At 68.5% G+C, this 13,209-nt stretch carries 9 protein-coding genes and 2 tRNA genes; 8 read left to right on the forward strand and 3 right to left on the reverse strand.

What is annotated here, in order from left to right:
• The first annotated feature begins 2 nt into the window (after positions 1 to 2).
• Positions 3 to 767, forward strand: a complete 765-nt coding sequence (locus AR539_RS00215; RefSeq protein ID WP_066431592.1) for an HAD family hydrolase — start codon at positions 3 to 5, stop codon at positions 765 to 767.
• Here AR539_RS00215 and AR539_RS00220 read toward each other — a convergent pair.
• A complete protein-coding gene (locus tag AR539_RS00220; protein WP_066431077.1) occupies positions 764 to 2,158 on the reverse strand; it encodes a hypothetical protein in 1,395 nt (464 codons plus the stop codon). The two genes, AR539_RS00215 and AR539_RS00220, sit on opposite strands and share 4 nt — an antisense overlap.
• Before the next feature lie 329 nt (positions 2,159 to 2,487).
• On the opposite strand from AR539_RS00220, the gene AR539_RS00225 reads away from it, so the two are divergent.
• From AR539_RS00225 to AR539_RS00245, 5 genes are all read left to right on the forward strand, one after another.
• Positions 2,488 to 2,559: transfer RNA gene (locus tag AR539_RS00225), tRNA-Gln, on the forward strand.
• Positions 2,560 to 2,689: 130 nt separating this feature from the next.
• Positions 2,690 to 2,762: transfer RNA gene (locus AR539_RS00230), tRNA-Glu, on the forward strand.
• A gap of 960 nt (positions 2,763 to 3,722) precedes the next feature.
• A complete protein-coding gene (locus tag AR539_RS00235; RefSeq protein WP_066431080.1) occupies positions 3,723 to 6,029 on the forward strand; it encodes a discoidin domain-containing protein in 2,307 nt (768 codons plus the stop codon).
• 133 nt (positions 6,030 to 6,162) lie between these two features.
• Positions 6,163 to 7,908 carry a dynamin family protein gene (locus AR539_RS00240; protein ID WP_066431082.1) on the forward strand — a complete coding sequence of 582 codons (1,746 nt, stop codon included), beginning with the start codon at positions 6,163 to 6,165 and terminating at the stop codon, positions 7,906 to 7,908.
• Positions 7,905 to 9,521 carry a GTPase gene (locus tag AR539_RS00245; protein ID WP_066431085.1) on the forward strand — a complete coding sequence of 539 codons (1,617 nt, stop codon included), beginning with the start codon at positions 7,905 to 7,907 and terminating at the stop codon, positions 9,519 to 9,521. The genes AR539_RS00240 and AR539_RS00245 overlap by 4 nt, the downstream gene beginning before the upstream one ends.
• 25 nt (positions 9,522 to 9,546) lie before the next feature.
• Here the strand turns inward: AR539_RS00245 and AR539_RS00250 are convergent, their stop codons facing one another.
• Entirely contained in the window at positions 9,547 to 10,083 is a 537-nt protein-coding gene (locus AR539_RS00250; protein WP_066431087.1) for a DUF1697 domain-containing protein, read from the reverse strand.
• 17 nt (positions 10,084 to 10,100) lie between these two features.
• Positions 10,101 to 10,820, reverse strand: a complete 720-nt coding sequence (locus AR539_RS00255; protein WP_066431089.1) for an IclR family transcriptional regulator — start codon at positions 10,818 to 10,820, stop codon at positions 10,101 to 10,103.
• 123 nt (positions 10,821 to 10,943) lie between these two features.
• On the opposite strand from AR539_RS00255, the gene leuC reads away from it, so the two are divergent.
• Together leuC and leuD are read left to right on the forward strand one after the other, a co-directional pair.
• Positions 10,944 to 12,395 carry a 3-isopropylmalate dehydratase large subunit gene (gene leuC / locus AR539_RS00260; RefSeq protein WP_066431090.1) on the forward strand — a complete coding sequence of 484 codons (1,452 nt, stop codon included), beginning with the start codon at positions 10,944 to 10,946 and terminating at the stop codon, positions 12,393 to 12,395.
• A gap of 9 nt (positions 12,396 to 12,404) precedes the next feature.
• Positions 12,405 to 13,007: a 3-isopropylmalate dehydratase small subunit gene (gene leuD, locus AR539_RS00265; protein WP_066431092.1), complete on the forward strand. Its 603-nt coding sequence runs from the start codon at positions 12,405 to 12,407 to the stop codon at positions 13,005 to 13,007.
• Positions 13,008 to 13,209 lie beyond the last annotated feature (202 nt).

Consider the following 13,209-nt stretch of genomic DNA (forward strand, 5'->3'; position numbering starts at 1 on the left):
TGATGAGCGCACCCGGCGCTGCCGCCGGTCCACAGGCCGGCCCCGTGGCCAGTGCCCTCGCTGCCGGCCTCGGCGGAAGCGCCGTCAAAGGGGTGCTGTTCGACATCGACGACACCCTGGTGGACCTTGAGTTCTCCATGACGTCGGCCCTCCGCGATGTCAGCGAACACCTCCTGCCCGGGCTGGACCAGGCCGGGTGGGAGAAGTTCGGCCGGATCTTCACCCACGAGACCACCCACTTCTATGACCGGTACCTGGCCGGGGAGCTGACGTTCAATGAACAGCGCCTGCTCCGCGGCCGGGCCGCCCTGGGCCACTTCGGGGTGGAGCTGGAGGAGGGCGAGCAGGCCGAGCACTGGGTCAGTTCCTACGCCAGCCGGCAGCACGGCTACATCCGCGCCTTCGATGACGTCACCCCGGTGCTGGACGCCCTGGATGCCGCCGGGATCTCCTACGGCGCGGTGAGCAACAACGTCCACGACTACCAGCGGGTCAAGCTGGACGCCGCGGGCCTGGAGCGCATCAGCGTGCTGGTGGGCACGGACACGGTGGGTGCAGCGAAGCCTGATCCGGCCATCTACCTGGAGGGCGTCCGCCGCCTCGGCACGGGCGCCGGCGAAACCCTCTACGTGGGCGACAACCGCCTCCTCGACGCTGACGGCTCGACGGCGGCCGGCCTCTTGGGCGTCTGGCTGAACCGCGGCGGGGAACCGGCCCCGGGCTATGCCGGCCGCGAGATCGGTTCCCTGCTGGAGCTGCTGGCCTAGCCTTCCGCTGCGGCGCGTGTCCGGATGTTCCGGAGCCCCAGGTACGTGCCGATCGAGCCCAGGGCCAGGACGGCCACGATTCCCAGTGCCGCCGCAGCGTCCGGCACGCTCACCATGGTCGACGGCGAGACAGCCGCTGCGCTGGAGTAGAGGGTGCCGGTGCCCTCGGCAATGCGGGCGTTCCCGTCGGCGAGCCTGTCCGCACCGGTGGACAGCTGCGAGGAGCCCGAGGCCAGCTTGGTGTTGCCTGCCGAGAGCTCGGAGGCGCCGGACGCGAGGGCCAGCGATCCGCCGACCAGGCCGGGATTGGCCGGGTCCGCCGGGTCGCCCTTGATGCCGGCGTTCAGTGCCACGGTGCCGTCGGCCAGGCGGGAGGTGCCCTCCGTCATCTTGGCGGTGGCTTTGATGAGGCCCGGCCGTGCGGGGTCGCCCGGCACGCCGTCCATTCCGGTCCGGATCTTCGACGTTCCGTCAGCCAGCAGTTCGGTGCCCAGAACCACCCCGGGGTTGTTGGGGTCGCGGCTGTTGAGCTTGCCGGCCAGCGTCCCGAATCCGGCCTTGAGTTTCCCCGTTCCCGCCTGCAGCTGCCCCGCCCCTTCCTTCAGGCGGCCGGCGCCGGCCTGCAGCTGGGTTGCACCCGCATCGAGCTTCCGGGCGCCGGCCGTGATTTTGGCGATCTTGTCCTTGACCACGGACAAAGGCACCAGGCCCTGCACGGGGTCCGAGGCGGCAGCCTGCAGGAGTTCCAGCGCCTGCGCCAGCGCGGCTGTGCCGGTCCCGGCTTCGGGGTTGTTGTTGGCCCCGCGGTAGCCCTTGAGTTGGGCCGTTCCGGCCGCCAGGTCCCCGGACCCCGCCGCCAGCCTGGCCGCACCGGCGTCAAGCTGCGTGGCGCCGTCGGCCAGGTTGTTCTCGGCGTTGCCGGACGCCGTGGGGGTCAGCGCCGCGGAGAGCTGAACGGCTCCCGCTGCAAGTTTCTGCGCGCCGTCGTCCACTTTGTAGACCCCGGGGGCGAGCTTGGTGTTGACGTCGGCTTCAATCTTGGCGGCGCCCGCGGCCAGCTGGGCCGCGCCGGCCTGGAGCTTTTCGGCCCCCGGGGCCAGTTTCTGGCTGATCCCCGCATGCACCTTCTCCGCTCCGGCAGAGAGCTTCCCGGCGCCGTCGTCCGCCTGGCCGGCGCCCGTGGCGAGCTTCCCCGCACCGTCCTTCAGCTGTTCCGCGCCGGCGGAGGCCTGCCCGGCGCCTTCCTTGAGCCGGGCGGAACCATCCGTGATCCGTCCGGTGACGAGGGTGTAGAACCCCAGCAACGCCACCAGCAGCAGGGCGAGGATGGCAATGGCGATCTGTTGGGCCCGGGTGCGGGCGATACGGCTGACGGCACGGCGCTGTGTCACTGCTGGTTCCTCTCGACGGCGTTGCCGGCAGCAGCGTTACTGCCGGCCCCCTGTGATGCAGCTAACACTGGAAAAAGCCCGCGCTGCTGCCCGTAACGATGTGGGGGAGGGGTGGTTACTCATTGGTAACTTACCGAGCGTAAACTTGTCTGCCCCGGATTGGCAAGGGTTTTAGGCTCCCGGCCGGGCGGGCGGAGGCCCCGGAGGCTGTTCTGCCGGCGACCGTGGGGCCGATTTGTGCACGGCAAAACTCTCGGGTAAAGTAATTACTCGTGCTGAGGCGCCGGGAGCGAGGGTTTAGACCTTCGGAAGCGGCCCGAAAGTTCCATTGGGATATGGTGTAATTGGCAACACTACGGTTTCTGGTACCGTCATTCTAGGTTCGAGTCCTGGTATCCCAGCTCTGAAAAATCCGCGGAATTCAGCGGTTGATCAGGAGTTTTGAATCGGTCCGCCGATTTGAAACACCCGCCAAGTGTGTGAAATACTCACTTAGCGCGAACGGCAGGAATGCTGTTCTGGAAAGTACGCGGCCCCATCGTATAGCGGCCTAGTACGCTGCCCTCTCACGGCGGTAACGCGGGTTCGAATCCCGCTGGGGTCACAGATAAGACGGTCCCGGGCAACAGCCCGGGGCCGTTTCTGTTGTCCTTCTGTCCTTGGCGGTGAAGCAGGGTTATAAAACAAAAACGTGTGTAGATGCCGGGCGTGTCAGGGGCGTCCTGCCCATCCTGGGCGGGCCCAGAGGCCTTCCTCGGCAATGGTTGCTGTGCCGTATTTCTCGGGTCCGTTTGGTTGCTCGACGGGGCGTCTCTGGCAGCGACTTCACGGCATGCCTCGCGCGCCTACTCGTCCACAGGGGCCTCCCGATTCGCGGATCCTCGGTGCCTTCACCGCCCGGACGTAGTACTCGGATCGCGGGGTCCCCGGGCGCTCTACTTCGGCGGACTTCCGAACGCCGCCGCCTTTGCGACGATAATCCGCGTGATACCAAGCCGCGCCGCTGTCAATTCACCTCAGCGAGATGCATCCGACGAAACTGTTCCTGATCGTCCACAGCGATCACCCCTCCAATCGTTCGGAGCGGGTGGCCGGTGTTCAACCGTCATGATGGCTCATTTTCTAACCGTCACCCACCAATGCTCCCCTTACTGGCCGAACTTCCAGAGTCGGGGCAATCGGACCCGCCTACATGTTGTCGTAGAACGCAGCGAGGCCACCCAAGGTTTTCGCAAGTTGCTCGGCCTAGCGTCTGCTCTATTACTGGGGGCAATGCTGGGCGGGGGCAAAGATGGATATCAATGACGGACCGATCCACTACGGGCTTATTCCGAGAACGCGCAGAATGGCCCCGCGTCGTCACACCCGGCGACTTGGCCGCCGCCAATGGATCGCTCTCTTTATTGGGAGTTTCCTGATCGTGGGCTACGGGACCGTGGCCTTGCCCAAGTCCCTGGCGGCGACAACTGCGCACCGTCACGGTTCGGTCCAGGGGTTGACTCATCAGGGCGCCACTGGTGCGGCCGGACTTCACCTTCATAATGCGGCGCTGCCGGCCGCCGCGATGGAGGCCGCTGTCCTTCCCCTGTCCCGGACGGGTTGGACCGCTTCGGCCAGCGATGAAGAGGTCACGAGCCAAAACGGCAGGGCGAGCAACGTGCTGGACGGCAGTGCCGCGACTTTCTGGCACAGCCGGTGGTCCCCAGCGCCGGCGGCCCCCCTGCCGCACTTCATAACGATTGACACCAAGGCGACGCAAAGCATCGGGGGCCTGCGCTACCTGCCGCGGACAGACAACAGGAACGGGCGCGTCGGCAGCTTCGAGATCCGGGTGAGCACCGACGGCACCACCTGGAGCGCCCCGGTGGCCCGCGGAACCCTGCCGGACACCGTCACGGAGAAGACAGTTACCTTTATCGCAGTCAACGCCCGCTATGTCCGGCTGATTGCGACCTCCGAGGCGGGCAACCGAGGTCCGTGGAGCCACGCCGCAGAGATCAACCTGCTTGCTGGGCAGACGGCGCCCACAGCCGGTGTGCTGCCCCGGACCGGGTGGACCGCTGCGGCCAGCGATGAAGAGGTCACCAGCCAGAACGGCCGGGCCGCCAATGTGCTTGACGGCAGCGCCGCGACTTTCTGGCACAGCCGGTGGTCCCCGGCGCCGGCCGCGCCGCTGCCGCACTCCATCACGATCGACACCAAGGCGGCGCGAAGCATCGGGGGATTCCAATATCTCCCGCGCCCCGACAACAGGAACGGGCGGATCGGCAAATACTCGATCGCGGTCAGTTCCGACGGCACCGCCTGGAGCGTCGTCGCCACCGGAGCCTGGCCGGACACCGTCACACAAAAGACGGTGACCTTCGCCCCGGTCAGCGCCCGGTACGTCCGGCTGACCGCGACCACCGAGGCCGGCAACCGCGGTCCGTGGAGCAATGCCGCCGAAGTCAACCTCCTTGGCCCACCCCAGGGGTCATGGGGCCCGACCATCAACTTCCCGATCGTCCCAGTCGCGGCCGCGGTCCTGCCGGGCAACAAGCTGCTTACATGGTCGGCCTATTCCCCGATCGCCTACGGCGGCAGCAATGGCTACACCCAGACATCCATCCTGGACCTCAACACCGGTGCGGTGAGCCCGGCCACGGTGGTCAACACCGGTCACGACATGTTCTGCCCCGGAACGTCCGTACTGGCGGACGGAAAGATCATGATCAGCGGCGGCTCCAACAGCTCGAAGACCACCATTTACGACCCCAAGAAAAATATCTGGAGCTCGGGGCCGGACATGAAGATCGCCCGCGGCTACCAAAGCAACGTGACCACCTCCACCGGCGAAGTGTTCACGATCGGGGGATCCTGGTCGGGCGGTATCGGCGGCAAGAACGGGGAGGTTTGGTCAGCTGCCGGCGGCTGGAGGACCTTGAAGAATGTGCCCGTTGACAACATCCTGACGGCCGACGCCCGGGGCGGGTACCGTTCCGACAACCACGCTTGGCTGTTTGCCGCCTCCGGTGGCCGGGTGTTCCAGGCCGGGCCGAGCCGCCAGATGAACTGGATCACGACTGCCGGCGACGGCAGCATTACCTCGGCCGGTCTGCGTGCGGACAGCCCGGACGCGATGAACGCCGACGCCGTAATGTACGACGTCGGAAAGATCCTGACCGTGGGTGGGTCACCCGACTACGACAACTCCGTGGCTACGGCGCGGGCCTACACGATCGACATCAACAAAACTGTCACGGTGACGCGGACCGCGGACATGGCGTTCACCCGGTCGTTCGCCACCGGGGTCGCACTTCCCGACGGCCAGGTCCTCGTGCTCGGCGGCCAGCCCAACCCCGTTGTGTTCACGGACACAGGTGCCCGGATGTCTCCGGAGATATGGAATCCGGCGACCGGAAAGTGGACCACCCTGGCCCCGATGGCCATCCCCCGGACCTACCACAGCGTCGCCACGCTTCTTCCCGATGGCCGGGTATTCGTCGGCGGCGGGGGGCTGTGTAACACCTGCACCACCAATCACCTGGATGGGGAGATCTTCACACCGCCCTACTTGCTCAACGCCGACGGCAGCGCGCGGACCAGGCCGACGATTGCGGCCGCACCGGCCTCCGCCGCGGCCGGCAGCACGATTTCGGTCACCACCGGGGCGCCGGTCAGCAAATTCTCCCTGATGCGGATGAGTACCGTGACCCATAGCGTGAACACCGACCAGCGGCGAATCCCGCTGAGTGCCACGTCCGTGTCAGGCAACACCTCGACGCTAATTTTGCCGGCGGACCGCGGGGTACTGGTGCCGGGCAGCTACCTGCTGTTCGCAATGGACGGCAACGGGGTTCCCAGCGTTGCGTCCACGATTTTGATCAGCTGACCGCGACAGGCAAACGCAGAGGGTCGAAGATAGACCTTTCCCGTCGCTACAGTTGGGACCCCGTAGGCACAGCCTGCGGGGTCCGTCTGTGTCAACGCGGGGCGGCAGGACCCGGAACTGACATGATGTTCCGGTGAGCTCCGATGAAAACACCGGCGTGGCAGTTGAACTGCTGGAAGCCGTCCACCGAGACCTGGCTGCCACTGCCTTGACTCTGGCTCTGCCCGGCTCGGACGATGCCCGGCTGGACATCCGCAGCGCCCTCGCCCAGCTCGATGACTACATCCTGCCGCGGTACCGCAGCCTGGACGCGCCGCTGCTGGCCGTCGTCGGCGGCTCCACCGGCGCCGGCAAGTCCACGCTCGTCAACGGGTTCGTGGGCCACGCAGTCACCCGCGCCGGCGCCATCCGACCCACCACGCGTCAGCCCATCCTGCTGCACCACCCCGGCGACGGCCGCTGGTTCGAGGACCAGCGGGTCCTGCCCAGCCTGGCCCGGATCCGCGGCACGGTGACCGCGGACCCGGTGCCGGCCAGCCAGGCCGGGCCCACCCCGGACGCCGCCGCCATCACGTCGCTGGTGCTGGTGGCCGAGACGGCCGTCCCGCAGGGCATCGCGCTGCTGGATGCCCCCGACGTCGACTCGATCTCCGCGGACAACCGCAAGCTCGCCGGCCAGCTGCTGGCCGCCGCCGATTTGTGGGTGTTCGTCACCACCGCCAACCGCTATGCCGACGCCGTCCCCTGGCGCCTGCTGCTGGACGCGGCCTCCCGCGACATCATGGTGGCTGTTGTGCTGGACCGTGTCCCGCCGGCCGCCGAGGCCGAGGTCAGCGCCGACCTGCAGTCCATGCTCAACAGGGAGGGCCTGGGCGCGGCCCGGCTCTTTGTGGTCCCTGAGGCGCCGCTCGACGGGATGGGCATGCTCCCGCCCGCCGCCGTGGAGCCGCTGCGGACATGGCTCCAGGAGCTCGCCGCGGACGCCGCCAGCCGCGCAGACATTGCCCGGCGGACGCTCAACGGAACCGTCAAGGCACTGGGCGGCCGGGTGGAGGCCGTCGCGGTGGCCGCCGGAGCGCAGGAACGCGCCGCCGATGTCCTCGCCGGGGACGCGCGCGATGCCTACCGGGACGCCGTCGCCAGAATTCTGGCGGCCACCCGGGACGGCGCCCTCCTGCGGGGCGAGGTCCTGGCCCGCTGGCAGGACTTTGTGGGCACGGGTGAATTCTTCCGGGCCATGGAACAGAACATCGGGCGCTTCCGCGACCGGCTTGGCGCATTTTTCCGGGGCGAACCTGCGCCGGCTGTACGCGTGGAGACCGCGATTGAGACCGGCCTGCAGGCGGTTATTCTCGATGAGGCAGCGAACGCGGCCGAGGACGCCGATGCGCGCTGGCGCTCGGACCCGGCCGGCCGGCAGCTGCTGGGCGGCGACGACCTGTCCGGGACGTCCGACGGCTTCGCCGACAAGGCAGCCGCCGAGATCCGCGCCTGGCAGGGGAGCCTCATGGAACTGATCCGGACCGAGGGCCAGGGCAAGCGCACCCAGGCCCGCTGGCTGTCCTTTGGCATCAACGGCCTTGGGGCTGCCCTGATGATCGTGGTGTTCTCCATGACGGCTGGACTCACCGGCCTGGAAGTCGGCGTCGCTGGCGGAACCGCCATCGCCGGTCAGCGGCTGCTGGAGGCGGTGTTCGGTGAGGACGCCGTGCGCCGGCTCGCCCAAAAGGCCCGGGAGGATCTCCACGCCCGCTGCCAGAGCCTGCTGCAGGACGAACAAGAGCGCTTCCTGTCCCGGCTCGAGTTCCCGGGCGGCGTGGCCCCGGAAGTCCTGTCCGGCCATGCCGATGCCCTGCGCCGGCTGGCGGCCAGCGCGTGAGCCGCCATGGTGCCGCAGCCCAGGCCTCCCGGCTGGACCGCCGGCTGGAGGCCCTGAACGAGGCCCGCGAGCTGGCCGCCGGGGCGCTCCCGGAGGACGTCCTGGACGGAGTGCTGCAGGTGCTGGACCGGGCCAGCTCCCGGCGCTCCCTCTCTGCCGACCACACCGTCGTCGGGTTCTTCGGAGCCACCGGCAGCGGAAAGTCGTCCCTGTTCAACGCCGTCAGCGGCGAGGAAATCGCGACAGCTGCCGCCCGGCGGCCCACCACCTCGGAACCGCTGGCCGGTATCTGGGGTGCCGAGGGCAGCGACCAGCTGCTGGACTGGCTGGAGGTCCGCAACCGGCACCACGCCCGGCCGGTGTCCGGCTTTGCGGACGAGTCCACCGGCCTGATCCTCCTGGACCTCCCCGACTTCGACTCCACCCGCGCCGCCAACCGCGAGATCGTGGAGCGCATGGTGGGACTGGTGGACGACCTGGTCTGGGTGCTCGATCCGCAAAAATACGCCGACGCCGCGGTGCACAACGATTTCCTTACCCCGCTGGCATCCCACAACGCAGTCACCCTGGTGGTCCTGAACCAGATTGACCGGCTCCCGGAGCAGGACGTCCAGCCGGTGCTGGAATCCCTCAGGGGCATCCTGGCGCGCGACGGGCTGGGCAAGGTGCAGGTTCTGGGCGCCTCCGCGGTGGCCGGAACCGGCCTGGACAAGGTCCGTGCCGCCATCCGCCAAGTGGCGACGCAGCGCCAGGCCCAGTCGCAGCGCCTGGGGGCCGACGTCACCCGGGCCTCGGCGCAGCTGGCCGAGGCCTCCGGCCCGGGGGAGGCGGCCGGAGTCAGGGCCGCGTCCCGGGCGCGGCTGGCAGAGGAACTGGCGGTCGCGGCCAACGTCCCGGTGGTGGTGGACGCCGTGGTCCGGTCGTACCAGCTCGAATCGACCCGCCGCACCGGCTGGCCCGTCACCCGCTGGCTGGTCCGCTTCCGGCCTGACCCGCTCCGGCGGCTCAACCTGCGCCGCGAGGGGTCCCGGCCGGAGCTGAACCGCACGTCGCTGCCACCGGCCGGTGCCCCGGAGCGGGCCCGCACGGACGCCGCCGTCCGGGACTTTGCCGATGCGGCCTCCAACGGCGCACCCGGGCCGTGGCGCGCCGTCATCCGGGGCGCCGCCCGCGAAGGCCGGGAGCAGTTGCCGGACGCGCTGGACCAGGCCATTGCCTCGACCGAGCTGAAGGCCGGGAACAAGGCCTGGTGGTGGACGCCGTTCAACATTGTGCAGTGGCTGGCGCTGCTGACGGCACTCGGCGGTTTCGTCTGGCTGGGCGCGCTGGCCGTGCTGGGCTACATCAAGCTCCCCGTGCCGGAGGTGCCCCGGGTGGAGGGCTGGCCGGTGCCCACCGTCATGATCGCCGGCGGAGCGCTCTTGGGGATCGTCCTGGCCATCCTGGCGAAGTTCATCGCGGGAGCCGCCGCGCGGGCCCGGGGGGCCGCGGCCCGGAAGCGGCTCCAGACGGCCGTCGCCGCCGTCGCCGAGAAGCTGGTGGTGGAACCGGTGGAGCTGGAGGTGAGCCGGCTGGGGTCGTTCAACAAGGCTGTGCAGGCAGCGTCCCGCTGAGCATCTCGTAGAGGTGGCAGATCAGCTAAAGGAGTGCCGCGGCGTCCCGGACCTTGATCATGGTGCGCAGGTTGCGGGTGGTGGTTGAGGCCTTGTACTTCGGCTTTGCGGACAGTTTGCTGAACGGGCTTTCCAGTGTGCCGCCGGCGGGCGCCAGCCACGCCAGCGCCTCCGGACCCAGGCTGGTCAGCTCGACCCCGTCCAAGGCGGCGCCGGCCTCATACAACTCCGCCAGCACGCCGGCATCAGAGCCGAGCGTGAGGTACGTGTGGGTGGACGCGTCGTCCGCCGGGTAGGGGCAGGCAGCCACCAGTTCGCCCACCCGGTCCGCAGCCAGGACCACCACCCAGGCGTCATAGCCAAAGCGCTTCCGGAGGCAGGCCTCGAATTCTTCCTTCACTCCGGCGGGGGAGAGCCGGCTGGCCAGCACCACGTTGCCGCTGGCCAGAAGCGTCTTCACGCCCGAGAACGGGCAGGCCTTCAGGGCCTCCTTCAGGTCGGCCATTTTGATGGTGATGCCGCCGACGTTGACGCCGCGCAGGAATACCGCATAGCTACTCATGCGGCCAGCCTAAGCCGTCAGTCGCCGGTTTTGCGCAGCGCCTCGGTCAGCACGCGCGCCGCATTGCACACCACTTCGGCATGCAGCCGGCCGGGCTGGCGGGTCAGGCGCTCGATCGGGCCCGAGATGGACACCGCGGCAATCACCCGACCGGACGGCCCGCGTACCGGGGCAGAGACGGAGGCGACCCCGGGCTCACGCTCGCCGAGGCTCTGGCCCCAGCCCCGGCGTCGGACGCCGGCCAAAACGGTGGGCGTAAAGCGGGCGGACTGAAGGCCTTCGAGGAGCCGGTCGTGGTCCTCCCAGGCCAGCAGCACCTGGGCCGCGGAGCCGGCTTTCATGGACAGCTGCGTGCCGACCGGAATGGTGTCCCGCAGCCCGATGGGCCGTTCGGCGGACGCCACGCAGACGCGCCAGTCACCCTGCCGGCGGAAGATCTGGGCGCTCTCGCCGGTGGCATCGCGCAGCTGCATGAGGACAGGGCCGGCGGAGGCAATCAGGCGGTCCTCGCCGGCCGCCGATGCGAGCTCAACAAGGCGGCTGCCCAGCACGAAGCGGCCCTGGATGTCCCGGCTGACCAGCCGGTGGTGGACCAGCGCCAGTGCCAGCCGGTGCACGGTGGGCCGCGCCAGTCCCGTGGCTGCAACCAGCTGCGCCAGGGTGGTTGGGCCGGCCTCAAGTGCGTCAAGCACATGGGCCGCTTTATCGATGACACCGACTCCACTAGAATTGTCCATGGAATGATATTGCCGTCTCAATATCTGAGATGCAAGTCAGTGCACTGGCGCGTTACGCAGGCAGGCTGGTTCAGTGGTGAGAACAAACCCGCAAGGACCAAACCGCAGTGAAGGGAGAAGGCCGTGGCAAAGACACTGGCCGAGAAAGTCTGGGACGCGCACGTAGTGCGCAAAGGTGACGGCGAAGGAGTCAATGCCCAGCCCGACCTCCTCTTTATCGACCTGCATCTTGTCCACGAAGTGACGTCGCCGCAGGCCTTCGAGGGCCTCCGCCTGGCCGGGCGCCGGCTGCGCCGGCCCGACCTCACCATCGCCACCGAGGACCACAACACTCCCACGCTGGATATCGACAAGCCAATCGCCGACCTCACCAGCCGCACGCAGATCCAGACCCTGCGCAACAACTGCCAGGAGTTCGGGGTGCGGCTGCACTCCCTGGGCGACGCCGAGCAGGGGATTGTGCACGTCGTCGGCCCGCAGCTGGGCCTCACCCAGCCCGGCATGACAGTGGTCTGCGGCGACTCCCACACGTCCACGCACGGGGCGTTCGGCGCCCTGGCGATGGGCATCGGCACGTCCGAGGTGGAGCACGTCATGGCCACCCAGACCCTGTCCCTGAAGCCCTTCAAGACCATGGCCATCAACGTCGAGGGCACCCTGAAGCCGGGGGTGTCCGCCAAGGACATCATCCTGGCCGTCATCGCCAAGATCGGCACCGGCGGAGGCCAGGGCTACGTGCTGGAATACCGCGGCTCCGCGATCCGGGCGCTGTCCATGGAAGCCCGGATGACCATCTGCAACATGTCCATCGAGGCCGGCGCCCGCGCCGGCATGGTGGCCCCGGACCAGACCACCTACGACTACATGTACGGCCGTCCCCACGCTCCGCAGGGGGCCGAGTGGGACGCCGCCGTCGAGTACTGGAACACCCTCCGCTCCGAGGATGACGCGACGTTCGACGTCGAGGTGGACCTCGACGCCGACACCCTGGAACCCTTCGTGACCTGGGGGACCAACCCCGGCCAGGGCGTGTCCCTGTCCGCCAAGGTGCCGTCGCCCGAGGACTTCGCCGACGAGAACGCGAAGGCGGCCGCGGAGCGGGCCCTGCAGTACATGGGCCTGGAAGCCGGTACCCCCATGAAGGAGATCCGGGTGGACACCGTCTTCCTGGGCTCCTGCACCAACTCCCGGATGGAGGACCTGCGCGCCGCCGCGGACATCATCCGGGGCCGCACCAAGGACCCCAACATCCGCATGCTGGTGGTGCCGGGCTCCGCCCGCGTCCGGCTCGAGGCCGAGGCCGAGGGCCTGGACAAGGTCTTCAAGGACTTCGGCGCCGAATGGCGCTTTGCCGGCTGCTCCATGTGCCTGGGCATGAACCCGGACCAGCTGGAACCGGGGGAGCGGTGCGCCTCCACCTCGAACCGCAACTTCGAGGGCCGCCAGGGCAAGGGCGGCCGCACCCACCTGGTCTCCCCGGTGGTGGCTGCTGCCACGGCAATCCGCGGCACCCTGAGTTCGCCCTCGGACCTGGACCCCGCCCCGCAACCCGCCGTCCGCATCGACGCAGCCTAGGAGCCCGCCATGGAAAAGTTCACCACCCACACCGGCATCGGCGTCCCCCTGCGCCAGAGCAACGTCGACACGGACCAGATCATCCCCGCCGTCTACCTCAAGCGCATCACCCGCACCGGCTTCGAGGATGCGCTCTTCGCGGCCTGGCGCAAGGACCCGTCGTTCATCCTCAACCAGGAACCGTTCAACGCCGGCTCCGTCCTGGTGGCCGGGCCCGACTTCGGCACCGGGTCCTCCCGCGAACACGCCGTATGGGCGCTCAAGGACTACGGCTTCAAAACCGTGCTGTCCTCCCGCTTTGCCGACATCTTCCGGGGCAACTCCGGCAAGCAGGGCCTGCTCGCCGCCGAGGTGGCCCAAGACGACATCGAGCTCATCTGGAAAGAGCTGGAAAACGCCCCGGGCACCCAGGTCACCGTGGACCTCGTCTCCAAGACCGTGCAGTGCGGCACCATCGTTGCGCCGTTTGAGATCGACGACTACACCCGGTGGCGCCTGCTCGAGGGCCTGGACGACATCGGCCTGACCCTCCAGCACGAGGAAGACATCACCGCCTACGAGGCCACCCGGCCCGCTTTCAAGCCGAAGACGCTACCGGCCAAGCTCTCCTGACTGCCCTATAACGCAACCCGGCACCTTCGCCTGAGCGCGGGGTCATCTACCGCCCGTCCCGCCCACCGGGACTGGCCCTAGGTGACCCCGCGCCGCGTTGGTCTCGGGGCCGGAAAGAGCAGTCGGAACGAACGTGCGTACCGTGCCGTATTTCAGATCGGTAACGCAAGCTCCTATGCTTAGCAGGTGCCTTTGTAAGGAA

The organism is Arthrobacter sp. EPSL27 (genome assembly GCF_001512305.1).
Taxonomy (GTDB): Bacteria; Actinomycetota; Actinomycetes; order Actinomycetales; family Micrococcaceae; genus Arthrobacter.